The sequence below is a fragment of the Lachnoclostridium sp. An131 genome (assembly GCF_002160825.1).
GTDB lineage: Bacteria > Bacillota > Clostridia > Lachnospirales > Lachnospiraceae > Laedolimicola.
This window is the reverse complement of the sequence record NZ_NFLI01000003.1, coordinates 184,701-207,989: the sequence shown is the minus strand read 5'-3', so window position 1 is coordinate 207,989 and position 23,289 is coordinate 184,701. Positions and strand designations below refer to the sequence as shown.

Below are 23,289 nucleotides of genomic sequence, written 5' to 3'. Positions count from 1 at the left end.
AAACATAGTGCATAAGCCGCCCACACTTACATTATACCAACGGACGAATACTCTTTCAATCCGGTTAAACATATTTCTGGAATATTTTAAAAAGCTGCCGCTCGATTTCCCGTTTGGCAGCTTCCTGTGATTTCCGTAAATATTGTGGACGGCGGTTTGTTATGGTTAAGTTCATTTTCTGCTGATTGATTTCGTCTTTGTCAATCATATAAGTAACTTTATCTTCCACAAAACATACCCCCTTTGGTATTCCGTACATCTTATGAAAGACAGCAAGTACACTATTACAAGGTAAAAATGAGCTTACCGGACGGCTGTTAGCATAGCTCCACGGGACTTTCACCCCTCCGGCGGTCTGCCGAAGCTCTACCCGTTGCCTGCGACGCTTTGAACGCTCGGACTACGGCGGTAAAGGAGTATCATTGTACCGATATATGGATTATGGCGGCAGAGTTGCTAAGTCTGCTTTGGAATGCTGATATTTCCCGCTCGGTTTGTCCCTCCTTTCGTCGTCGCGTATCAGCCCAACGGCTCCCCATATATCGAACGTATCCGGTTTGCCCTATACTGCGCCGCCGTTATCTTGCGCCGCTTTCTTTGTCAAGGTTCAGGTAGTGGCTATGCTCGTCAGCTTTGGAACGGAAAAGGGGAAAAAGCGTTCCGTTGCTGATTGCAGTTATTCGGCTTTGAAAGCCAGAACAGCCAACATCAGTTTTGCTTGCAGCCGTTCACGAATATCCTCGTCCACGCCGAAATAGACGTTTCCGCGCTCGTCGTACAGCGTCCGCATGGAAAGGCGGGCTATGTAGCCGCTGAAATGCTGCAAGACCATTTTCATAGCGTCCGGGTCGCCCTTCGTCGCTGCCAGAATGACAGGATAGGGTACAAGGGCTTTATCCGTAAAACCGGACTGATTACCATTCGTCCCATTCATCAGCATTTTCCTCCAGATATTTTCTTAACAGTTCAAAAGAGCTTGTCCGACGATACTGTATTGTGCTTCTTGACGTATTGAATAACTTTGCAATCTTTGTGTCATTCATTCCCTCAAAGTAGTACAGCAGTATAGCCTTGCGCTTTTCTTCCGGCAAAGTACGGATTGCTTCAAGAAGCAGTTTCAGCGTGATTTTCTTCCCGCCCATTTCGTAGCTCGGTTCATCATCTTCCTTTTTGAAATACTCGTCAAAGGAATGAAGCTGCCGCGCTTCTTCTAAGGTCATGTCGGAAAAGGTTACTTCCTTTTCCTTGTGCTTCTGAAGCTCTTTATGAGCGTCACACGCTTCATTGTGCAATACCGTGTTACAGTATCTTTGAAAAGCACATTGTTTCTGAAATTCCCTGCGATTAGGTTCCACATTATCACCTCCTTTCTCGAATGAAAGGTTGGTGGTGTCCCCCTTTTCGCGGGGCAATACTGCCTTTTGAAAAAAACGCCGAAGATTTTCGGATTTTTTTCAAAAAATTTTTTGAGCAGCAAAATACGCCTGCCCGAAAAGCCCGGACAGGCGCGTGGGTATTGTAAGCGGTATTCAGATGATTAGACAGTTCATATTCAAGGGTGGAGAGGTTCCCGGCGGTGGTCGGGCTTTTTTTGATAAGTCAATGACCGTCGGATTTTGTCGATAGGGTATGTGCTTCATGGCGGCTACCTCCTTTAGCCGCCGCTTTTAACAGTGATACCGCGTCATTTCATCAGAAAATAAAAAAGAAACGGCGGCTTTGATTTTTCAAAGCTGCTGCGGAAATCAAAGAACGACAAGCAACAGTTCTGATTTTGCTCCAATATGGTTATTGGGGGCACAAATTAAAATCAAAAAAGAGCCGATAACAGCAGTATTTCAAACTGCATATTATCGGCTCTGCGTCTGTGCGTCTGGCTCTTTTAATTAAATTATTTTTGTTGTTTTTTGGCTTTAATATATGTATTAGCTAACTGTCCACAAGCTGCTTTAATCTCTCTACCATGAGAAACTCTCATGGTAACTTCAAGTCCTGTTTGCTCTAATTGATGTTTGAACGCAACCATTTCTTGTTTTTGTGGTGCTCTAATTTTTGAATTACTCGTCGGGTTGTATTGCAGCACGTTAATCATAACATTTTTGCCCTTAAACCATTTTGCAAGTTGCCTTATATCTGAGGAACGGTCATTTATACCTGGTAAAAGCAAATACGCAAATACCACTTTTCGATTATGCCTTTGTGAATAGGACAATGCTTGCTTAACAACATCTTCAATAGCGTACATGTGCATATGAGGAATGATACAGTTTCTCGCAGCCTGTGTTGCTGCATGTAAAGATATTGTCAACTGAATTTTTAGATGTTCTTCGCGCAATTTTTTTAATTGATTAACTGGACCAACTGTTGATACGGTAATGCCGTCGGTTGGAAAGTTAAGTCCATTTCTATCTCGAAGAATATGGATTGCTGCAATCAAGTTGTCGTAATTGAATAAAGGTTCTCCCATTCCCATAAAAACGATACGATTTACTTTTTGACGTATCAATATGACCTGCTGCACAATTTCAGACGGTGTTAGATTACGAACAAAACCATTGCGTCCGGACTCACAAAAAATACAGCCAACAGAACAACCAACTTGCGTACTTACGCAAACAGTCCCACCATCTCGCCGTTTAATAAAAACCGTTTCGATATACCTGTTGTCTTTCAATTCATAAACATACTTTTCAGTATCGCTACTTTTATAGACTTTTTTTGTTGATATTGATAGATTTTTTTTGTGAAATGGCTGTTTATATAATTCCGTATATAAGGCTCTTGCTTTATCCTCTCCAATTACTTCCGACATTTCTTTGTAAGTAAATCCGTATGGGTTATTCAATATTTCCGTAGGTGTACTTTTAGGTAAGTGTTTCATTTAATATCCTTCCTTTTCAAAATTAAAAAGTTTGTTTTTCAGAGTTTTTGATTATGATTTCTAATTTTTCAACATCAACGATATGTGTTAATTTACATTTAGGGCAGAAAAGAGGAAAATTTCTTAATACCGTATTATAAAATACTTGAACCCTCGTCTTTCCGTTACAAATTGGACATTTTATCCAATATTTTTCAAGCATAATATTTCTCCTTTTGCGCAAAAAAATACAGGTCAATTCTCAACATGAGCATTGACCTGCATTTATACATATAACACTACAACAAAATTAAGGCATAGTTTTTATACTATGTCTATACATCGTTAGTTTTGTTGTATAGCATACGCAAAATAAGCATGACAAAAAAGCCCATATTGAAAATGGGAAAAATCTTTTTTGATTTCAATGCTTATCGAATACGCATGCTATGTAACATAAACATTTCCCCCTTTTAATAATACTATACAAAAAAAGCGGCTAGTTGTCAACATATACATATGAATTATTTTGGCTAACGTTACTGTCAAGTAATCGTTGGCAACTTTCTTGATTTATCTTTCCTATAAAATAGCATGTTTTCCCAGGTTTAATATCCAGCCATGTACAACAATCGTTTTCTCTCTCCCTGTATCTTTCCATTTAAACCAACGATATGCCCAAGCGCCGGATATTCATACCCTTTGCCGTCTTTCTTTGGCGCTTTCGCTGACATCAGAATTTCACCATATATTTCTTCTACTTTTTCTTCTTCAAATATCGGACGGCGCAGACGTTCGGTCACTTCATACAGTTTTCCACTGCACTTTTTTGCCAGTATCTTCGCCAGATGGTTCCCTCCCCGTCTGCTCCAGCTTCTGTGACCATGCTTCATTCGCTTTGCGATCACGCTCCATACATGATTTTCCATCGTTCCCATGTTCCGATATTCTAATCCTTCCGGAGGCTCTGGCAGCTTGAGGTTCTGGGACTGGTAAGGCACGAGCCCTTCCCGGTTGTTCTCATAATAACGAATCAGATCTTCTACATCTTCAATCTCAGCTTCATCGCTCAAGCTGTTTCGATAGATTTCCAGATACCGGAATACTTCTTCAATCTCTTCTTCTTTTATCAGTTCTAAAACAGCATCCCTTGCAGCCGGTTCATGGATTTTTTCTTTCACAGCTTTGTTCCGATGAAAGGGGTCTAACTGAAAACAGGTGCTTTTATCTTTCACTTTCTTGATCCAGGATGCTCCGTCTGCATTTAAGATTCTTTGATCTACCTCATCCAGGTTAAACTCCTGTGCGATTGCCGCTTCCCGGTATTCCTGAAACTCTTTTGCTTTGGAAAATCCGGCAACTACCACTTTATTTTCCAGCACATAACGATCCGGACCGGCTTCCCGCCAACCGTCATAAGCAATCCCTATCTTAATCTCTGCTTTATCCTGTTTTTCCTTTTTTCTGTCTTTTCCCTGCAGCTTGATATAAACTCCGTCCGCTTCTTCAAACAGAACTGGAACCTCTCTTTTCCCTTTCACATGGCCTTTCTTATATGCTTCTGTCAACTCTGCTTCGTCCTCACAGACCTTTTCCCCTAACGCCTGGATGACGTTCCATACTCCCATGGCACTGATGGTCTGTCCGGTCATCTGGCTGACCTGCCGGGCGCATTCTCTGTACGATAGTTCCGTAATCCCTTTTACCAGCAGTTCTGCCATGTTCGTTGAGATCAGGCCTACATGGTCCAGCTCCAGTGCTTCGTCCAGCAGATATACAAAACGCCTGGTCCCGTCTTCCTCGGTCACTTCATAGACAGTCCTCTGATAGGTTACTTCCCCATACACGGTTTTTACAGTTGTCTGTCTGGTTCCCTTATTCCGGTACTTCTTCTTGTCCCTGTCTTCCATCAGCATCCTGTCATACCGCTCCAGGAACTCTTTTGTGAATTCTCTTCCGATTTGGCAGACCCATGCATAAATATTTTTCTCTAACTCCTTGAATGTTACTCCGTTTTCCTTTATCATTGAATTCATCATACAGACTCCTTATGTTTTTTCTGGACAATTAAACAATAAGACAAATCTGTATGATTGGGAAGAGGTTTCGATCTCTTCCCTTTATTTTTGCCAATGATAATTATACTCTAAGTTGGCTAACTGATAGAACAGTGTAGACATATCCAACAGAAAAGGGGAACAGTAAAATGTAACTGGGTGAATGAATATGGCAAAAAGACCAGTACCAAAATACGACTTCAAGGCTTTTGGAGCAGCGATAAAGGAAGCGCGAACGGACAGGAAAGAGAGCCGCAAGAAAGTATGCGACGAAATGTTTATCTCTCCCCGCTACCTTGCGAATATAGAGAACAACGGGCAGCACCCCAGTTTGCAGATTTTCTTTGAGCTTATGCTCCGTTACAATATATCCGTAGACCAGTTCCTTTCAGACAAACCCGCCGAAAAGAACACACAGCGGCGGCAGCTTGACGCGCTGCTCGACGGGATAAGCGATACGGGGCTTCGGATTGTGACAGCCACCGCAAAAGAGATAGCGGAAGTCGAAAAAGAGGGCGAATGAGAACGTCCCACAAAATTGAATATGGATTTTAGGAAGCGTTGTAATCTTTGCAGATTGCAGCGTTTTTCTTTTGCGTAAGTTTGGCAAAATCAAGGTTTCTTCCGTAGTAGGGATAAAGGGAGAAAGTTTCTTAGCAAGCATAGGAAAGGGGTACCCTTTCCGTATTTTCGCCCTCCTGCGCTGCGGCGTGTCGGACTAAAATTGCTTGTTGGGAAGTGTCCCAAACCCTCTAAAAAACGGAAAGGAGCGTGAACGCATGGACGGCAGGAAACGGACAGTGCAAATCAAATTCAGGGTAACAGAGGAAGAACGGGCGTTGATTGAGCAGAAAATGAAGCTCGTCCCTACCCGGAACATGGAAGCCTATCTTCGGAAAATGGCAATCGACGGCTATATCATTCAGATAGACCACGCCGACATAAAAGCCATGACAGCGGAGATACAGAAAATCGGTGTCAACATCAACCAGATAGCGCGGCGCGTCAACGCCACGGGCAGCGTCTACCAAGAGGACATAGAGGAAATAAAGGGGGTGCTTGCGGAGATATGGCGGTTACAAAGATTAAGCCTGTTAAAAGCACGTTGAAGAAAGCCCTTGACTATATCCAGAACCCGGACAAGACGGACGGGAAAATGCTTGTGTCCTCCTTTGGCTGTTCGCCGGAAACGGCAGACATTGAATTTGCATTTACCATAGCGCAGGCGTTAGACCGGGGGAACAATCTCGCCCACCACTTGATACAGTCCTTTGAGCCGGGGGAAGTGGACTATCAGAAAGCCCATGAAATCGGGAAGCAGCTTGCCGACGCGGTAACAAAGGGGCAATATGAATACGTCCTTACTACCCACATAGACAAGGGACACGTTCATAACCATATTATTTTCTGCGCGGTCAATTTTGTAGACCACCACAAGTACAATTCCAATAAGCGCAGCTATTACGGCATACGGAACATGAGCGACAGGCTGTGCAGGGAAAACGGGCTTTCCGTGGTCGTCCCCGGCAAGGGCAGCAAGGGAAAAAGCTATGCGGAATATCTTGCAGAGAAAACCGGAACCAGTTGGAAAGGCAAGTTGAAAATCGCCGTGGACGGGCTTATCCCCCAGGTATCCAGTTTTGAAGAATTGCTTTCCCGGCTCCAAGCGGCAGGCTATGAAATAAAGCCGGGGAAATACGTTTCCTGCCGCGCTCCGGGACAGGAACGGTTTACACGCTTGAAAACCCTCGGCGCAGATTATACAGAGGAAGCCATAAGGGAACGGATAGAGGGCAGACGTACCAGAACCGCCAAAGCTCCAAAGGCAGAGCGCGGCGTTTCCTTACTCATTGACATTGAGAACAGTATCAAAGCGGCGCAGAGCCGGGGCTATGAACAGTGGGCGAAAATCCATAATCTGAAGCAGGCGGCAAAGACGCTCAATTTCCTTACGGAACACCAGATAAGCCGGTATGAGGATTTGACTGCAAAGATAACGGAAATCCAGACAGAAAGCGACAAGGCAGGCGACGCACTAAAGGAAGTAGAAAAACGGCTTGCGGATATGGCTGTACTTATCAAGAATGTTTCCACGTTCCAAAAGACAAAGCCCGCCTATGATACCTACCGGAAAGCAAGGAACAAAGAGCGATACCGGGCAGCCCATGAGGGGACTGTCATTCTCCATGAAGCGGCGGCAAAGGCACTAAAGGCGGCGGGCATTTCCAAGCTGCCGAACCTTGCCGCCCTGCAAGCGGAATATGAAAAGCTGCAAGAACAGAAAGAAGCCCTCCGCGCCGACTACGGCAAGCTGAAAAAACAGGTCAGGGAATACGACGTTATCAAGCAGAACATAGACAGTATTTTGCGGCAGCCAAAGGAGCCGGAACGGGAAAAAGGAAAGGAACGGGAATAGTATGAAAATAACAGAGATTAGAACGTCTTACAAAATAACAATGGAAAATGAAATGTGCGGCATGGAAATGTATCTTGACACGGGTTGTAAAGTCAGGATTACGTTCGACAACGGGGAAACTCTCGCAGGTCGCGTTTTATGTGTGGAATATGGGGATATTCCCAAAAAAAATGATATGATTATCATAGAAGTAGACAACGGCAGGCTTTACGCTGTAATAGCAGCCAGAATAGCAGATATAGAAATCGTATAGGCAAAAAAGAACGGGGCGCGGAAAGCCAAAAAAGGCTAACCGCGCCCCGTGTCTGTGTGGGTGCTGCTATGGTTTTGTTACGCAGTAGAACCCTATTTTTGAGGGAAAAGGTAATCTGTATCGGCTGCGCTGTTTTCCTGCCCGGAAAGCCGCATAAATCAAGGCTGTTTTCGCCCCTATTGCGTAACAAGGGCGCGGCGTTTCCTCATGCGCTCCGCTGCCTGCCGGTTCGTGATACGCTTCCGGCAGTCCGGGCAGTATTTGACATGATTTGACCTTGAAGCAAAGAACGCGCCGCACACGGTACACTTTTTCCTGTCCTCGGTCTTATAAAGCTCCGCATAGAGCAGCCTGTCGCCGGGAAGTACGGCAATACGGAACCACTTGCAGAGCAGGGAATAGGAAATGAGCTGCGGGCAGATACATTCCTCCCCGTCGTCCAGTAAGATACAGTGTCCGTTATCGCAGTTACAGCACTCCCGCTTTACAAGGGCATTGACTTTCCGGCTTTGCGGCGGCGTGAGCCGCTTGCCCGCGCTCATGCTTCATCAGCGGCGTAGACGGCAAGCTCCGCATATTCCGTTTCCGTCAGCGCGTCCACTTTGGAAAGGGTGCGCTTTGCAAGCTCCCGCATATCCGCGTCCATGTAGGGAAGCGCAGCGTTCATGTTCTCCCGAAGCTGCTCCCGGCTCCCCTCATGGTAAATGCTCAAAAGGTTCGTTTCTTCCACGGTAAACTGTGTCATGCTCATACCTCCATTTCTTTCTGTCTGGTCTTTGCCGCCGCCTTTTTCGGGGCGGTTTTCTCTTTGCCTGCGGCAAGCTGCGCCCGGACAGAGGGGCGTATCTTGCGTATTCCTTTGCTCCTGTCCTCGCCTTTGTCAATCAGCGCATAGGTTCCGAAACGGTCTTTGCTTTTGGAAAAGGCAAGGGTCTTATAGGGCAGCATGGAAAACAGGCGGTCGGCGTCCTTATCTGTGGCAAGCCGGACAAAATACGGGGACAGCTCCACCATGAAACGGGTCTTGTCCGGGCTGTTCGGCTCCTGCAAGGACTTCATTTTCTCCACCACGCGGCAGGCTTCCCGTTCTATCCGGTTATCGTGCAGCATGGCTACATGGGCTTTGAAATCCCCCGGACGCAGCTTTTCCCGGCTGCGCTGTTCCTCCATGAGTACGCCCCGCAGGGCTTCCGGGTCGTTCGGCTGCGCTTCAAAGCGTTCAAACTTCCCAAGCTGCGGGTCAGGGTTGCCGTCAAAATACTGTCCGGCGGGTATGTTGCGCTCCCCATGCTCATAAACAAGCGTGTAATTATCAGCAGGGACGGACTTTTCTATCACGCGCCGGAAGTGCTGCTCATAGTCAAGCTCATAGAGGTTGCCTTTGAGCTTCCCGTTCTCTTTCCCGGTCAGCTCCACCAGATAGGCAAGGACGGTATCGCGGGTCTGCTCCCCGTAAAACCGCCATGTGTTGTGCTGCCTTGTGTCCTTTAGGAACACGTCGCGCTCCCGGACGCAACAAGTCCCGGACGGGCGGGAAAACCAGAGGATTTTCCTGTCCTCCGCGCCGGGTCTTGCAGCCGCTTCCTGTAAAATCCGTTTGTCTATGTCAAAATCATCTTGATAAAATGCGGTGTTCTGCCGCATGATAGCGTCAAGGGACGCGATAACGTCCACGTTCTCAAACTTATTCAATGGTTCAGCTCCTTTCCAAGCCCTGTGATTTCTGCTTTGCGGGTTTCTTCTGCGCCGCCCGTTCCTTATCGGCTTTGAGCTGCGCCCGGATAGAGGGCTTCTTTTCCGGCTTCGCCGCCTTGCCGCGCTCCTTATCCGCTTTGACCGCGTTCGCCAGGTCAACAAGGGAAATGGTTTCCCCCGCCTTGACCTTTGCTTCCAGTTCGTCCACGGTCGGGGTGTTGTTTATCCGTCCGTCAATCATGTTATAGTTTTGCTCGGTGGTCTGCTCGGCGGCTTTTAAGGGATTTTCCCGCTGCGGCTGTTTCTCCTGCAAAAACTCCGGTATCTGCTTAAAATCCCCACGGTCTACATAGTGGGCGGTGTCCTGCCCGTCCTGATGAAGCACCACCACATCAGAAACGGAAAGGCTGTGTCCCTTAAAATCTTTCGGGTGGTCGATATTGAACCGGGTAAAAATGTCGTCAAGGGACGTTCCCGGCATAAGGGGCGCGGTATAGACAAGCTCATAGTTCGCCCGGTCAACGGCAAGCCCTGCCGCCTGCAGGCGGTCGTAAGGCTCAAAACGGTAGTCCCGTGTTTCGTCCCCGTCCTTTAACTGGTAAATGGAAAAGGTGTCGTCCCGCCCGGTTTCCGGCTGCTCCTGCGCCTTTGCGTACAACTCCTTGACTTCGCCCTGGGTCAGCTCCCCGGCATTGAGCTGCCCTAAAAGTTCCCGGCATTTCTCCGGCGTTCCGATATACAGTACGTCGCCAATCGCCGCTGTTCCGTCCCCCTGCGGTAGATAGGCTTGCAGGAAAGAGAGGTTTTCCCGGCTGTCGCTGCGTGGGTTGGCTTCTATCTTGTAAATGTATTCCGGCATAGCCGCCTTTTCCCTCGGCGCGTCTTTTGCCTGTGTTTCGGACTTCTGCTCCGGGGTGTTGCCCTCATGCTGCGGCTGTGCCTTTTCTTTTTCCTGTGCCTTTTGAAGCTCCGCAAAATGCCCGTCAATGGCGTTTATCATTTCTGCGGCGGTACTGCGGATTGTTTCAAGGGAGCCCCTAAGCTCCGCAAGCTCTTTCCCGCTGCTCCACCCGGCAACATACCCGAACGAATAGTCCGACGTATCAAGCCCGTAGTGTTGGCAGACGGTATAGGCGACGCTTTCCGCTTCCACCTCACGGGTGCGGCGGTCAACGCGGGGCTTCTGTTCCTCTTTCGGGGCGTTTAAGTCTATGTCGTGGAGCTTCGCATGGGCGATTTCATGGATAGCGGTTTTAAGGGTCTGTAAGTCGCTCATGCCCTCGTCAATGGCAATCCGCTTTTCCTCTAAATGGTAGTAGCCGTGTGCGCCGCCCTCGATTTTCTCAAAGCCGATAGGGACGGGAGAAGCCTGTTCCAGTGCGGCGAAAAAATCCTTGAAGCGGTCAACGTCCCCGGTCAGCTCGTCCACGGCTATATCCGGCAGCTCCCGCCCCTCGGTCTGGGACACATCAAAGACGGACACCACCTTGTAGGCGGGTACCTTGATTTCCTTTTCCTCGGTAACGGGCTTCCCGTCCTTCCCGATAACAGGCTTCCCGGTCTGCGGGTCGGTTTTCTCTACTTCCTGCTTAACCGTAAACGGCGACGGGGCTATGATTTTTATTCCCTTTTCGCCTTTCATCACGTTCCGCCCAAAGTTATTTTTCCAAGAGGAAAAGCCTGCCACAAGGGAAGCGTCGGGCTTCTGCATGGCGATAAGCAGCGTATTGTTAAAGCTGTAATTGTGGAATTTCGACATGACGCGCAGATATTCCTTGTAACGCTCGCTTTCAAACAGTTCCGTTATCCCCTGTTCCAGACGGTCGGTAATCTCTTTGAGCTTGTCGGCGGGCTTTTCGGACGTAAGGACAATGGGGATAACCGGGCGCGGCTCCTGCGCCTGCTCCTTTGTCTGCGCTGCGTTCTGCCCTGCGGGGGCAGCGTCCATTTCCACTTTTTCCGGGTCTGGGCGTCCCGGCTCCGGCGGGGCAGGCGTTACCCGGTATTCCTCCGGCACGTCCCGTCCGTCATACCACCTTGTAAATGTGTTCTGGTTGTTGTAGATATAGCCCTGTTCGGTAAACAGTCCCCCGTCATTGATAGCCGCGTCCCGCCCGTATTCCTCATACATGAAATATTTTTTGGCTTCCTCCGGCAACTCCGGTTCTTCCAGTTCATCAACAAGGTAATGCCCGTATTCTTCCTCATTGTGGACGGACGGGTAAATCCAGTAACAGTCAAGGTTCTGTGCAAGGTTGATAAGTTCCTCCACACTGGAAGCGTGGTCGCCAAGGGCGATAGCCGCCGCGAATTTTTCCCGGTCGCCGTCAAACTGCATTTCTAAGAGCTTTCCTAAATAGTTCAGCTCGTCCGGGTGTTCGTGTTCCCCTAACTTCTCTGCCAGATGAGGGACAGGGGACTGAAATTCGGTAAAGTGCCATGCTTCCCGGTTTTGAACGTCAATACCGATACGGTCAAAGACTTCTTTCATGTGTCCGGCGGTGGTGGGGAATGTTACCCATTCCCCGGCGGGTCTGCCCCCGGCGTATGCGCCAAGGTTGGAGAGGTACCCGCTTAAAATCGGTTCGTCCATTCGTTCACTCCTTTCTTTCTCAATCATGCGCTGCATAAGCTCGTAGTCCTCCATGCTCATGCTGCCGTCATATACATAAGGGTCAAAATCTTCCCCGTCCCGGAACGGTTTTTCGGAAAAGGGAAGCCCTGCGGCGCGGGCGGCTGCCCGCCCTTTCTCGATTTCCTCCGGGGATAGGCGGTCGCTGTACTCTGTGATAAACCCGGTAATCCCGTTCATGCGGTGTTCATAGTGGTAACGGATAGAAGCCGTCTGGTTTTGTTTTGAGGGTCGCCCGGTAGCGGCGTTCCAAGCCTTTCCACCCGTCGGAAAGTACCGTCCTTGCCTTTGCGGTAAAGGTCTGCCCCGCACATTCAAAAACCGCCGTGACCGCTTCAAAGGTGTGCGGTTCGGCGGCAGCCATGAGAAGCCTTGCCCCGGCAAGGGTAAGGATATTCCGTTCCGTTTCCGGCAACCCGGAAAGGTCGGTTTTCGCAAGCTCCATAGTGGGAATGATTGCGTGGTGGTCGGACACTTTTTTGCTGTTTAAGAGCCGGGAAACTTCCGGCGTGAGGGCGACGCCCTCCATAAAGGGGAGTTTTTCGCATAGCATTGTGAGGATACCCGCCGCCGTGTCTCCCATATCGTCGGTCAGGTAGCTGCTGTCCGTCCTCGGATAAGTAAGGAGCCGCTTTTCATAAAGGGCTTGTGCAAGGTCAAGGGTCTGCTTTGCGGTATAGCCGAAAATCCGGTTCGCTTCCCGTTGTAAAGAAGTGAGGTCAAAGAGCTTCGGCGGGGCTGCGGTTTTCTGTTCTCTGGAAAGGGAAGCACAAACTGCCTGCGCTGCTTCGCAAGCCTTTTTCAGTTCCCGCGCTTTATCAGCGGCGGGGAGCCGTTCGCTTATGGCTTCCGCACCGGGAAGCATGAGCCGTACATGGTAGTATTTTTCTTTCTTGAACGTGGTAATGGCAGCGTCCCGGTCAACAAGCATTTTTAAAGTAGGGGTCTGGACGCGCCCCACGTTCAGGGTATGGTTATAAAGGCAGGAGAAAAGGCGGGTGGCGTTGATACCGATAATCCAGTCAGCTTTTGCCCTGCAAAGGGCAGAAGCAAAGAGGGGGTCGTAGTCCTGTCCGTATTTCAAGTGGGTGAAGCCGTCCCGGATAGCTTCGTCCTCCATTGAGGAAATCCAAAGGCGGCGCATGGGCTTTTTACACCCGGCAACTTCATAGACGAAACGGAAAATCAATTCCCCCTCGCGCCCTGCGTCGCAGGCGTTGACGACTTCGGAAACGTCCTCCCGGTGCATAAGGTCTTTGAGGGTGTCAAACTGCGCTTTCTTGTCAGCGGCGACGGTGTATTTCCATTCCTGCGGCAGAATGGGTAAGCTGTCATAGCTCCATTTCCTGTACTGTTCCCCATAAGCGGCAGCTTCCGCAAGCCCGATAAGGTGTCCGACACACCAGGAAACAAGGTAGCCGTTCCCCTCGATAAATCCGTCCTTTTTCTCCCCTGCGCCAAGGACGGCGGCGATAGACTGCGCCACACTGGGCTTTTCAGCGATTACTAAGATATGTGAAGTCAATAAAAAATCCTCCTTTCAGCGTTCCGGCTGTCTGTCTTTTTCTAACTTTCTGATACAATACCCAATACAAGGGGACTGCCCCCGATAGGGGCAGCCCGCGCAGCGCGGGGAAAAGGAAGCGGGCGGGGATTTGTCCCGCTTCCCGTCCTCCGGTTTCTGTATCATCATTTTTTCATAGGGGCTATCCGTGAACAGGGTCATACTTCTTTATCCTCCTGTCCCTCGTCGGCTTCCTCCCCGTCGTCTGGTTCCTCCGGCTGTTCTTCCTCGTCCTCGTCGTAGTCGTCAAAGTCATAATCGCTCAGGTCGTCGCTTCCCTTTGCCGCGTCCTTCTTCGGTTTCAACACTTTGAAATAATAGAACGCCGCGCCGCCTGCCCCGGCAAGCACAAGGACGATAAGCGGCAAGCCCATGTTGCCGCCGCTTTCTTCCTCCTGCGGTTCTTCCGGTTCCTCCGGCTCCGGTTCAGCTTCCACGCCCGCACACTGGGTACGGTCGGTAGAGCATACGGGGCAGTTTATATTGACAGCTCCGGCTTCGCATTTCTCCGTACAGGTGCAGACGGCGGGCGTTTCCTCCGTTTCCCCGTCCTCCAAAAGTGCGGAAAGGTCTGCGTCGTCTACTTGATTGAGGAAATGGACGGTGTTTTCCCCCTCGTCGTCCCGGTCAATGAGGATATAGAAGTAATTCCCGGCTTTGGTCGTCACTGTGATAAGCTGCTTGTTCCCGCCGAAATCGTCTACAAGGGTGGCGTTCCCCTCCGGCGTGAGGGGTTCGGCTTCCTGTGGTTCCTCCATGACAACGCCGCTGTCGTCGGTCGCGTCGGGCGTGTCCTCCGGGGTCTGTGCAAAAGCGGGAACAGAAAAGCCGCCCATAAGGAGCAGGGCGGCGCAAAAGGCGGTCAGTGTCCGTGTGATTTTATTCTTCATGTGCGAAATCCTCCTGTCCCTCGTCATAGTCAGCGGCTTCCCCTGTGCCATAGTCCGGCGCGGGTTCCATGCCCGGAATACCGCCGCCCGAAAGCATGGCGTTAAGCTCCTGCGGGGTCAGCTTCATAGCCCGCACAAGCTGTACGATTTGCAGGTTTTCCGCTTCGGTTTTCTGTGCTTCCAAGCCTTTTAACTTGTTCTGGTACTCTGTGATTTTCTCACGGGTTTTCTGGATTTCCCGGTCGATACGTTCAATCTTGTTCATAGCCATATAAAATTTCTCCTTTCATTTTTTGGGTCGGTTTACCAGTTCATCAGCCCGTACCCTTTGATACACTGATAGCTAAGGTCGTAGCTCTTTATCTTGCAGGCGTCGCCGGAATTGCCCTCCACGGTGTAGACGCGGCTTCCGTCTGTGCCTATGACAATGCCTACATGGTCTGCGCTGCCGTCTAAATCCCAGTCAAAAAAGATAGCGTCGCCGGGGGCGATATTCTCATAGCCCCTTGCGCCCCATTGTCCCCGTGACTGGAACCACGGGACGCCCTGCGACTGGCAGGCGGCAAACTTCGGTTCGCTCACACCCGCCTGATTGTAGCACCAGCTCACAAAGCAGGCGCACCATTCCACGCGGCTGTTAAAGCCATACCAGCTCCAATAGGGATAGCCGCCCACGTTCCCGACCTGCTGTTTCGCAAGGTCTACAAGGGCGGTGTTTCCGGGGCGTGTGCCGTTTACAAACTGAACGCCGCTTAAATCCTCCGACGCGGAAGTGTCCGGGGAACCGCCGCCAAAAATCAGCGGCTTATTGCCGCTTGTTTCCATGTAGACGCGGAACATTTCAAGCTGCTCCGGGGTCAGGAGTTCTTCTGCAAGTGAGGAAATGGGCTTGTTCGTCAGCTCCACGCCTAAGATATGGTACTCATACGGCACTTGAACCGTATAAGTTTCCTCATGCTCGTTGCTGTCCTCGTCCGTCCATGTGTTAGTGCGTTCTTCCTCCCGGTAGCGAATTTCCACTTCCTCGGTCAGTGTCAAGGTGTACTGCAAGCCGAAAATGCGCTCGATTTCTGCCTGTGCGCTCTCCGGGGTGTAGCTCTGCAAAAGGGCAGTCAGATAGGACGCTAATTCATGGGGGTTATGCCCGATAGTGTCAAGGTCGTAGCGGTATTCATCATAGCCGGGGTAGGTGCGCTCGATATTGTCTATCTCTGCTTGCAGCTCATTTTCCATAGCGGCATAATTGTTTTCCACCGCCACAAGGTCGCTGTCCTCTGATGTATAGGAAGTCCCCACAACGCCGTTTATCGTCCCGGAAAACATAGCGGAGCAGGACGACAGCCCCGCAAAGACAAGGATAATCAGGAGCAGCGCGGCTATGGCGATACAAACGCCTGCCGGGTGCCTTGCCACAAACGCTACGGTCTGCCTTGTTTTCTCGGCGGCTTTGGCTGCCGCTTTCCGGGTGTTCTCCGCTGCGGCTTTGATACCCTTTGCGCCGCCTGCCCTTGCCGCCTTTGCGTATTGCTTTTTTATCTGCTGTTTCTGCCAGAAGCGTGATAATGGATTGCTTGTAAGCTGCGGGTTGTCATGGAGTGCCTTGTGATAGTGGAAGTTGACATTCGCCTTTGCCGCCGCTTTCTCTGCCTTTGCCGCTTTCCGGTAGGGTTTGAGCTTGTGGCTGCGGTAGCCCTGTTTGACTTTCCGCGCCCCGTATTTCGCGCCTTTTTCCGCCAGTTCTTCAGATTTGTGTGCGCCCTCCACGCCGGAATTGTCCTTTTCTACGGAATGTACCTTGTTGTGGACGAAAATACCCGCTTCCTGCGCGGGGCGGGACAGCGGGTTTTTATGGCTTTTGCTTCCGGGCATGGGCTTTTCCCGTTCCTCAAAGCGTAAGCGGGTCTTTGCCTTTCCGGTGGCTTCGTCAAAGGTACGCTCCTTGACAAGTTTTTTCTGCTTCGGGATAGCTGCCTTTGCCTTGTCCAGACGGTCGGCTGCCCGGTTGGATTTTTCAATGTACTTTTCCAGTTCCGGGGTGGAAAGTTCTTCTTCGGTAAACTGCAAGCGGGACGATTTTGTTTGTGCCGCCGCTTCCTCCTGTGCTTTCCTTGCCGCCTTTTTGCTTGCCTTTCGGGTATGGGCTGCGTCGATATGCTCCATGACGCGCTCGGCGGCTGCCGTGTCCTGCTTCGGTGCAGTCCCCGGCGTATGGGGCAAGGGAGAGGGCGGGGAAGCCGCCCCTTGAAGCTGCGCCGCGTCCTGTGCGGCTTGCTGCTCCGGCGTTTTCTGGAAATCCGCTTCCTGTATGCGCTTGCTGATACGTTCGCTTTCTCCCGTGGTCTGGTTCTGCTCGGTCAGCCCGTCACGGGTCATTTTCTGCGTGATTTTATCGCGGGGCTTATACTGTTCTATGTCTTTCCACCTCCAATCCGCGCCCTTGCCAGGGCGCAATACTCTGCGTTAATCTCAATACCGATATAGCGGCGGTCAAGGCTTTTCGCTGCAAGCCCGGTGGTTCCGCTCCCAAAGAACGGGTCTATCACAACGCCGCCCCTCGGACAGCCCGCCAGTATGCACGTTTCCGCTAACTTCGGGGGAAACGCGGCGAAATGCCCGCCCTTATAGGGAACCGTGTTGATAGTCCAAACGTCCCGGCGGTTCCTTGTGGTCGGCATGAGCGCGTCGTCATAATAGCCGCCGCTCCTTGCCTTGTTTAACCCCTGCACTTTTCCCTGTCCGGGGATTTCAGCGGCGTATTTGCTGTTCGCGCTGCGCCCCATGCGGTACCGCGCCGCCGTTTTCGGGGAAATGGGTTCGGCTATGGCTGCCGCGTCATAGTAGTATTTCTTTTCTTTCGTCAGCAGGAAGATATGTTCATAGCAGCGGGTCGGGCGGTCTTTGCAGCTTTCCGGCATGGGGTTTTCTTTCTGCCAGATAATATCGCTCCGCAGGTACCACCCGTCAGAGCGCAGGGAAAAGGCTAAGAGCCACGGGATACCGATTAAGTCCTTTTGCTTGCAGCCCGCCGCTTTCCTTGCGACGGACACGCTTTGCCCGTTCCTGCCCTGCGGGTATTTCGGGTCGGTACAGCCGCCCTTGCTGCCTGTGCCGCAGTAGGGGTCTGCGATATTCAGCCAGAGTGTCCCGTCCGGGCGCAGCACCCGCCGCAGCTCCCGGAAAACGTCGGTCAGCTTTTCAATGTACTGTTTCGGCGTATCTTCACGCCCGATTTGTGCGTCAAGCCCATAATCACGCAGCGCGTAATAGGGCGGGCTTGTCACGGCACAATGGACGCTTTCAGAGGGAAGCTCCCGCAGGGCATACAGCGCGTCCCGGTTGATAATGGTGTCTGTTTTCAGCCCGTTCATGCTTCGCCCACTTCCTCCGGCTTCGTCGTCATTACCCGGTAAAGTTCCGTGTCCTTCGGGAAGCGGTCTACAAAGGGCAGCACCACGTTCCCGTAGAAGATAAGCCCCTCGCCCGCTTCGGTATGGGTCACATATTTCATCTGCTGCGGGGAAATGCCTAACTGCCCTGCAAGGATAGCCCGGTCGCCCTGCGCCTGATTGAGCATGAGGACAAAATCGCTGTTCTCAAAGATGTTCTCCACTTCGCGGGAAGCAAGCAAATCCTTGACGTTCTGCGTGATTGCGGTGGGTATGCCGCCCCATTTACGGAACCGCTTCCAAATCTCCACGCTGTACGCGGCGGTCTGTTCCTCTTTCAAAAGTAAGTGAAATTCGTCCATGTAGTAGCGCGTCGCCTTTTTCTCTGCCCGGTTGACCGTTACGCGGTTCCATACCTGGTCTTGCACAATGAGCATACCTAACTTTTTGAGCTGCTTCCCAAGCTGCTTAATATCAAAGCAGACAAGGCGGTTGGAAAGCTCCACGTTGGTACGGTGGTTAAAGACGTTCAGAGAGCCGGAAACATACAGCTCCAACGCCGCCGCAATCCGCGCCGCTTCCGGCTCCGGCTGCTTCAAAAGTTCATTGTAAAGGTCGCCAAGGACAGGCATTTTCGCTGGGTCAGGGTCGGCTAAAAATGGTCGGTACACGTTCCGTACCGCCCGGTCAATGACGGTTTTATCGACAGGCTGCAAGCCCTCCTTGCCGCCAATGACAAGCTCGCAGAGGGAAAGGATAAAGTCGCTTTTTAAGGCAAGGGGGTTGTCGTCCTCGCTGTAATTGAGGTTTATATCCATAGGGTTCACATACTGGGGCTTGCCGTCCATGCCTTTCCCCGCCGGGGAGAGCCGCACCACCTGTCCGTTCAGCCGCTGCACAAGGGAAAAATACTCGGCTTCGGGGTCGCAGATGATAATGTCGTCGTCCGTAATGAGGAACGCATTTGTCATTTCCCGCTTTGCTGCAAAGGATTTCCCGCTTCCCGGTGTGCCAAGGATAAGCCCGTTCGGGTTTTTAAGCTGCTTCCGGTCGCAGAGTATCATGTTATTGGAAAGCGCGTTCAGCCCGTAGTAGAGGGCTTCCCCGGTCTGGAAAAGCTCCTGCGTGATAAAGGGGATAAAGATTGCGGTACTGGAAGTGGTAAGCCCCCGCTGAATGGGGACAAGGTTTTCCCCAAGGGGGACAGAGGACATAAGCCCCGCTTCCTGCTGATAGTCAAGGCGGGTCAGGGCGCAGTTGTATTTCTGTGCGATACCCGCCGCCGCGAACACGTCATTTTCCAGTTTCCGCTTCGTGTCTGCCATATTTACCACAAGGAACGTCAACAGGAACATTCTTTCATTCCTGCTTTGTAAATCCTGCAAGAGATTTTTCGCTTCACTGCCGAACGTGGCAAGGTCGGACGGGATTATATCCATGTCGTACCCGGAACGGACGGCTTTTTTCTGTTCCTCAATCTTCATCTTGTCAAGGTCTGTGATTTTGCGCTTAATGGTCTTAATGGCTTCCGTCTGGTCGATACTGCGGATATGTAAGTTGACGATTACGCCCGTTTCCAAGTCCAGAATGTCGGCAAGCATACGGTCGTTGAGTTCCGGCGCAAGGATTTCAAGGAAAGACACCGCGCCGATTTTTCGCCCCATGCGGAAATACCTGCCCTCCCCGAACCGGAAAGAGGACGGGGCGATAAAGTCCTTTGTGGTAAGCCCTGCCGGGGCAAGCCAGTCATAGGAGAACGAAAACGGCTCCCCGTCCGGGTGGAATACCCCATGCAGCACCTTTAAGCGTTCCTGCCCGTTTAAGGGGCGGGCGGTCACGCCAAGCACCTTGAAGTTATTGAGTATGTCGGTTTCAATGCGGGCAAGGCGCGATTTTGCCGCCGCCGGGTTGTCGGCTTCCACGGAAAACGTGATGTACTTGTGCTTCACAAGCCCGTTGTTCCCTTTGGAGAGCTGATTTTTCAGCATACCCGCGTACTCGCTGCGGATAGAATTGAAAGCGTCGTCCTGCATGGGAATGTCAATGGCTTTTTCCGCTTCCTCCCGCTGCGTCCCCTGATTGATAAAGGAAAGCTGCACCGATACGGAAGCGTCAAAGTAGTTGAGGAAATCGCACCAGTTTTCAAAAATGGCGGTCTTGTCGTCGCTGCCCGCAAGCTGATAGTTAATGTCCTCAAATGCGATACTTTTGGAATACTTCTTATCCGTTACCCGGCAGATACCGTCCGGGTACATCTGCAAGTAGGGAATGGTCTGCTGCGCGGTGTGGGCTTTCCCGTCGCCCTTTGCCTGCCGTATCAGGGCTTCAATCTGTTTCTTTTCGGCGCGGGTCAGCTTTCGTTTTCCCTTTGCGGGGGCGGCTGCCCGCGCCTGTGCTGCCTGTCTTTTTGACAATCGCTGATACCTCCTTTTCTAAATTTCTCTGCCGTTCCAGGACGGCGTAAAGGTTTTCCGTCCGGTAGGGGCGTTCCTTTGGACGGATAAACCGGGTCTGTATGATGTTCTTTGCAATCACTTCAAGGGGCTGCCCGTGTTTCTCATACATGGCAAAGAGGAAACAGGGCAGCATGACGACAATCATCGCCATAGCTGCAAGGCTCGTCCCTGCGCTGTCCTTGAGCAAAAAGAAAAGCGGCAAGCCTACGCCTAAGGCTCCCGCAAGACAAATGAGCTGCCGTTTCGTAAGATTGAAAGCGACTTTTGTTTTGACTTTGGATAAGTCTTTCGGTACGGGTACATACGCCAAGAAAAAACCTCCTTTCTGCGGGGAAACTCCCCGCGTTTAGTGTGCATTGAGGATTGATTTTGCCAGTGTGCCGGATTTGAACAGGGAAAAACAGAGGATAACCGTATAGGCTGCAAGGGAGAATATCGCACTGTGTAAGTTGTCTGCGATAATCATGTCGTTTACAAGGACGGCGTAAATGCCGACGCATATCATAATGAGGAACCCTTGAAAGCCAAGGGCGAATAAGCCCTTTAGGTAATTGTTCCCTATCTGTCCCCATTCCCGGTTGGTCATGGTTGCGAATGGGATAGGCGATACCGAACAGTAAAGGTAAATTTCAATCATTCTGCCGTAGAGGATAACCGTTATCAGTACAGACATGATTTTCATGCACAAGCTCACAAGGCTTGTTTCAAGCATGAGCAAGAGTAGTTCGGGGATTTCCATTTCTTCAAGCCCCTCCTGCATGGAAGCAAGGGCTTCGGCAGCGTCGATAGCCGTATCGCTGCTGATAACCCCCGCCGCGCCGGAAACAATGTGCTGCGCCATGTCAAAGACTGCCATAGTGATGTCAAAGGTATGCGTTACCAGAAAGACGGCAACGAACGCTTTGAAGAACCACTTGAAAAACATAAAGGTGTCAACGTCATGCAGATTGTTCTTTTCCGTTACCATGCTGATAAGCTCCACGCATAGGACGTAGGTAATGACAAGCCCCGCAATGGGGACGATTACATTCTCCGAAAGGTTTTGTATCATGGAGAAGATATTCGCGTTCCACCCCTGCGGGGTCTTGCCTACCTCGTTTGCGATAGTGCCTACCTTTTCGTTTACGTCCCCGAACATAGTTGACAGATTACCGTTAATGGCTCCGATTAAGATACCCTTTATCCATTCGTTAATCGCGTCAAGTATGCTCTGCATAGGCGGCTACTCCTGCGGCTTATCCGAAAAGCCCGGTAAGCTGCGGTACAAGGAGCATACCGATAAGGGCAACGCCGCCGCCCGCCATAAGCTGTTTCATGCCCTGGCTTTTTACTGATGTGCGATAAAGAAGTAATAGAAATGTAAAAAATTTTGCCGTTCCTATCCGGCACTTGGCCATTGTGTCGGATAGGTCGGGCGTTAGGCTTCGGGCAAGTCAATCTTGCCGACAAAGCTGTAATAAATCTCAATGTCCTGCCTGCGGGTGCCGTTCTCGTCATAGCTACACTCATGCACGACGATTTTTTCAATCATTTCCCGCAAGAGGGTGGGGGTCAATTCCTCAAAGGCAAGGTGCTTTCGGACGATACCCATAAACTTTTCCGCGTTGACGGTGGCGGCCTGCGACTTGTCCAGTTCGGCCTGCAAAGCGGCGGCGCGGTCTTTCAGTTCCCGCTGTTCCTGCTCATAGTCTGCTGACAGTTCCATGAAACGCTCGTCACTGATTTTGCCGTTCACATTGTCCTCATACAGCCGCTTAATAATGCGGCTCACTTCGGCAATGCGCTCCTGCGCCTGTTCAAGCTGCCTGGTGGTTGCGGCGGTCTTTCTCTTGCCGCCGATCTCGTTCTGCTGGATAAGCAGCTTCACAAAGCGGCTCTCATGCTTGGCGGCATACTCCGTCACTTGCCGGAGATTGGAGAGGACACCGGCGGTCAACAGGTCGGTGCGGATAAAGTGCGCCGTACAGTCGCGGGTGCGCTTCTTGTAGCTGCCGCAGATGTAACAGTCCTGCTTGCGGTTCTTGTTCTGATACCGCTGCTGGTACATCACATGGCCGCAGTCGGCGCAGAACAGCATACCGGAGAACAGCCCCACTTCATCATAGCGGTTCGGGCGTTTGCGCTGCTTGCGTAACTCCTGCACGCGCTCCCATGTTTCCCGGTCTATGATAGGCTCATGGTGGTTCTCAAAAATGGCCTGCTTCTCCACGGGGTTCTCTACACTGTGTTTGACCTTGTAAGAGGGCTTTTCCGTCTTGAAGTTTACCAGACAGCCGGTGTACTCCCGGTTTTCGAGGATATGAACGACGGTGTTTGTCGCCCATTTACACTCATAGCCGGGGTGGTAGCGGCGTGTGCTGCCTGTCCTGCGGTATTCCAGCGTCCCCGGCGTGGGGATTTGCTGCTCCGTAAGCATACGGGCAATCTTGGTCGGGCCATTCCCGGCAAGGCAAAGCTGGTATATCTGCTGGACAACCGGCGCGGTTTCCTCGTCAACGATATAGTTCTCGTCCTCGTCCATGAGGTAGCCATAGACCGGCTTGCTGGTAACAGGCTTGCCGCTCATGCCTTTTGCTCGTTTTACTGCCTTGATTTTCTTGCTCGTATCTCTCACCAGCCATTCGTTGAACAGATTTCGCAGAGGGGTAAAATCGTTGTCCATGCTGCCGTTTGCGCTGTCCACATTGTCGTTGACAGCGATAAAACGCACTCCCTTTTGAGGGAACAGCATTTCCGTGTAAAACCCTACCTGCAAGTAGTTTCGCCCTAACCGGCTCATGTCCTTGACTATGACGGTTCCGACTTTCCCGGCTTCAATGTCTGCAAGCATGGCTTGAAAACCGGGTCTTTGAAAGTTCGCGCCGGAGAAGCCGTCGTCGGTGTACCAGCGCAGATTAGTAAAGCCGTTCTGCTTGGCGTAGGTTTCCAAAATCCTTTTCTGGTTCGATATGGAATTACTCTCGCCTTGCAACTCGTCCTCATGGGACAATCTCGGATAAAGGGCGGTAATGAGGTTTTGGGTGGCTTGTCTTAACATAAAATCCTCCGTTTCCGACAGCCAGCCCCACTATTCCGTGGTT

Annotated in this window: 23 protein-coding genes and 2 pseudogenes; 4 read left to right on the top strand and 21 right to left on the bottom strand. The window is 51.0% G+C overall.

From position 1 onward, the window contains the following. Positions 1 to 64: 64 nt before the first annotated feature. The 6 genes from B5E77_RS16965 to B5E77_RS03700 all read right to left on the bottom strand — a co-directional run bounded on the left by B5E77_RS16965 (position 65) and on the right by B5E77_RS03700 (position 4,896). Positions 65 to 229, bottom strand: coding sequence for a hypothetical protein (locus tag B5E77_RS16965; protein ID WP_162609632.1), 165 nt, complete (start codon positions 227 to 229; stop codon positions 65 to 67). Positions 230 to 676: 447 nt separating this feature from the next. Continuing rightward, positions 677 to 934 carry a helix-turn-helix domain-containing protein gene (locus tag B5E77_RS03720; RefSeq protein ID WP_087164029.1) on the bottom strand — a complete coding sequence of 86 codons (258 nt, stop codon included), beginning with the start codon at positions 932 to 934 and terminating at the stop codon, positions 677 to 679. Beyond that, positions 915 to 1,355 carry an RNA polymerase sigma factor gene (locus B5E77_RS03715; protein ID WP_087164028.1) on the bottom strand — a complete coding sequence of 147 codons (441 nt, stop codon included), beginning with the start codon at positions 1,353 to 1,355 and terminating at the stop codon, positions 915 to 917. The genes B5E77_RS03720 and B5E77_RS03715 overlap by 20 nt, the downstream gene beginning before the upstream one ends. A gap of 536 nt (positions 1,356 to 1,891) precedes the next feature. Next, positions 1,892 to 2,881, bottom strand: coding sequence for a 23S rRNA (adenine(2503)-C(2))-methyltransferase RlmN (gene rlmN, locus B5E77_RS03710; RefSeq protein WP_087164027.1), 990 nt, complete (start codon positions 2,879 to 2,881; stop codon positions 1,892 to 1,894). A gap of 22 nt (positions 2,882 to 2,903) precedes the next feature. Then, positions 2,904 to 3,083 (bottom strand): cysteine-rich KTR domain-containing protein, encoded by a 180-nt coding sequence (locus B5E77_RS03705; protein WP_002588768.1) that lies wholly within the window; start codon positions 3,081 to 3,083, stop codon positions 2,904 to 2,906. Between the two features lie 385 nt (positions 3,084 to 3,468). Continuing rightward, complete coding sequence (locus tag B5E77_RS03700) at positions 3,469 to 4,896, bottom strand: ISLre2 family transposase (protein ID WP_204248012.1); 1,428 nt, start codon at positions 4,894 to 4,896, stop codon at positions 3,469 to 3,471. A gap of 190 nt (positions 4,897 to 5,086) precedes the next feature. Here B5E77_RS03700 and B5E77_RS03695 point away from each other — a divergent pair, with 190 nt between their 5' ends. The 4 genes from B5E77_RS03695 to B5E77_RS03680 all read left to right on the top strand — a co-directional run bounded on the left by B5E77_RS03695 (position 5,087) and on the right by B5E77_RS03680 (position 7,586). Then, on the top strand, positions 5,087 to 5,440 hold the full coding sequence (locus tag B5E77_RS03695; protein WP_087164070.1) for a helix-turn-helix transcriptional regulator: 354 nt from the start codon (positions 5,087 to 5,089) through the stop codon (positions 5,438 to 5,440). Between the two features lie 256 nt (positions 5,441 to 5,696). Next, positions 5,697 to 6,026 carry a plasmid mobilization protein gene (locus tag B5E77_RS03690; RefSeq protein WP_015573964.1) on the top strand — a complete coding sequence of 110 codons (330 nt, stop codon included), beginning with the start codon at positions 5,697 to 5,699 and terminating at the stop codon, positions 6,024 to 6,026. Beyond that, positions 5,987 to 7,333 (top strand): relaxase/mobilization nuclease domain-containing protein, encoded by a 1,347-nt coding sequence (locus B5E77_RS03685; protein WP_087164025.1) that lies wholly within the window; start codon positions 5,987 to 5,989, stop codon positions 7,331 to 7,333. The genes B5E77_RS03690 and B5E77_RS03685 overlap by 40 nt, the downstream gene beginning before the upstream one ends. A 1-nt stretch (position 7,334) precedes the next feature. Continuing rightward, entirely contained in the window at positions 7,335 to 7,586 is a 252-nt protein-coding gene (locus B5E77_RS03680; RefSeq protein WP_087164024.1) for a hypothetical protein, read from the top strand. A gap of 176 nt (positions 7,587 to 7,762) precedes the next feature. On the opposite strand, the gene B5E77_RS03675 is transcribed toward B5E77_RS03680, so the two are convergent. From B5E77_RS03675 to B5E77_RS03605, 15 genes and pseudogenes are all read right to left on the bottom strand, one after another. Continuing rightward, entirely contained in the window at positions 7,763 to 8,128 is a 366-nt protein-coding gene (locus B5E77_RS03675; RefSeq protein WP_087164023.1) for a cysteine-rich VLP domain-containing protein, read from the bottom strand. Further along, positions 8,125 to 8,337 (bottom strand): transposon-transfer assisting family protein, encoded by a 213-nt coding sequence (locus tag B5E77_RS03670; protein ID WP_442876960.1) that lies wholly within the window; start codon positions 8,335 to 8,337, stop codon positions 8,125 to 8,127. The genes B5E77_RS03675 and B5E77_RS03670 overlap by 4 nt, the downstream gene beginning before the upstream one ends. Next, positions 8,334 to 9,230: a hypothetical protein gene (locus B5E77_RS03665; protein WP_087164069.1), complete on the bottom strand. Its 897-nt coding sequence runs from the start codon at positions 9,228 to 9,230 to the stop codon at positions 8,334 to 8,336. Before B5E77_RS03665 ends, B5E77_RS03670 begins: the two co-directional genes overlap by 4 nt. 52 nt (positions 9,231 to 9,282) lie before the next feature. After that, the gene (locus B5E77_RS03660) at positions 9,283 to 12,093 is read right to left on the bottom strand and encodes an antirestriction protein ArdA (protein ID WP_242963590.1); all 2,811 of its coding nucleotides are present in this window, start codon (positions 12,091 to 12,093) and stop codon (positions 9,283 to 9,285) included. Between the two features lie 31 nt (positions 12,094 to 12,124). Continuing rightward, positions 12,125 to 13,438: pseudogene (locus B5E77_RS03655) on the bottom strand (DNA topoisomerase); the annotation flags it as partial. Between the two features lie 15 nt (positions 13,439 to 13,453). Beyond that, positions 13,454 to 13,639: a hypothetical protein gene (locus B5E77_RS17210; protein WP_087164021.1), complete on the bottom strand. Its 186-nt coding sequence runs from the start codon at positions 13,637 to 13,639 to the stop codon at positions 13,454 to 13,456. Next, a complete protein-coding gene (locus B5E77_RS03645) occupies positions 13,636 to 14,367 on the bottom strand; it encodes a DUF4366 domain-containing protein (protein WP_087164020.1) in 732 nt (243 codons plus the stop codon). The genes B5E77_RS17210 and B5E77_RS03645 overlap by 4 nt, the downstream gene beginning before the upstream one ends. Next, positions 14,357 to 14,638 (bottom strand): DUF4315 family protein, encoded by a 282-nt coding sequence (locus B5E77_RS03640; protein WP_087164019.1) that lies wholly within the window; start codon positions 14,636 to 14,638, stop codon positions 14,357 to 14,359. The genes B5E77_RS03645 and B5E77_RS03640 overlap by 11 nt, the downstream gene beginning before the upstream one ends. A gap of 32 nt (positions 14,639 to 14,670) precedes the next feature. After that, positions 14,671 to 16,740 (bottom strand): C40 family peptidase, encoded by a 2,070-nt coding sequence (locus tag B5E77_RS03635; RefSeq protein ID WP_087164018.1) that lies wholly within the window; start codon positions 16,738 to 16,740, stop codon positions 14,671 to 14,673. Between the two features lie 35 nt (positions 16,741 to 16,775). Further along, complete coding sequence (locus B5E77_RS03630) at positions 16,776 to 17,735, bottom strand: DNA-methyltransferase (RefSeq protein ID WP_087164017.1); 960 nt, start codon at positions 17,733 to 17,735, stop codon at positions 16,776 to 16,778. Next, positions 17,732 to 20,167 carry a VirB4-like conjugal transfer ATPase, CD1110 family gene (locus tag B5E77_RS03625; protein WP_087164016.1) on the bottom strand — a complete coding sequence of 812 codons (2,436 nt, stop codon included), beginning with the start codon at positions 20,165 to 20,167 and terminating at the stop codon, positions 17,732 to 17,734. The genes B5E77_RS03630 and B5E77_RS03625 overlap by 4 nt, the downstream gene beginning before the upstream one ends. Continuing rightward, complete coding sequence (locus B5E77_RS03620) at positions 20,079 to 20,519, bottom strand: PrgI family protein (RefSeq protein WP_087164015.1); 441 nt, start codon at positions 20,517 to 20,519, stop codon at positions 20,079 to 20,081. Before B5E77_RS03620 ends, B5E77_RS03625 begins: the two co-directional genes overlap by 89 nt. A 36-nt stretch (positions 20,520 to 20,555) precedes the next feature. Then, entirely contained in the window at positions 20,556 to 21,425 is an 870-nt protein-coding gene (locus B5E77_RS03615; RefSeq protein WP_087164014.1) for a VirB6/TrbL-like conjugal transfer protein, CD1112 family, read from the bottom strand. A gap of 19 nt (positions 21,426 to 21,444) precedes the next feature. After that, positions 21,445 to 21,537: pseudogene (locus B5E77_RS17470) on the bottom strand (Maff2 family mobile element protein); the annotation flags it as partial. Between the two features lie 89 nt (positions 21,538 to 21,626). Further along, positions 21,627 to 23,246, bottom strand: coding sequence for a recombinase family protein (locus B5E77_RS03605; RefSeq protein ID WP_070087575.1), 1,620 nt, complete (start codon positions 23,244 to 23,246; stop codon positions 21,627 to 21,629). Positions 23,247 to 23,289: the final 43 nt, after the last annotated feature.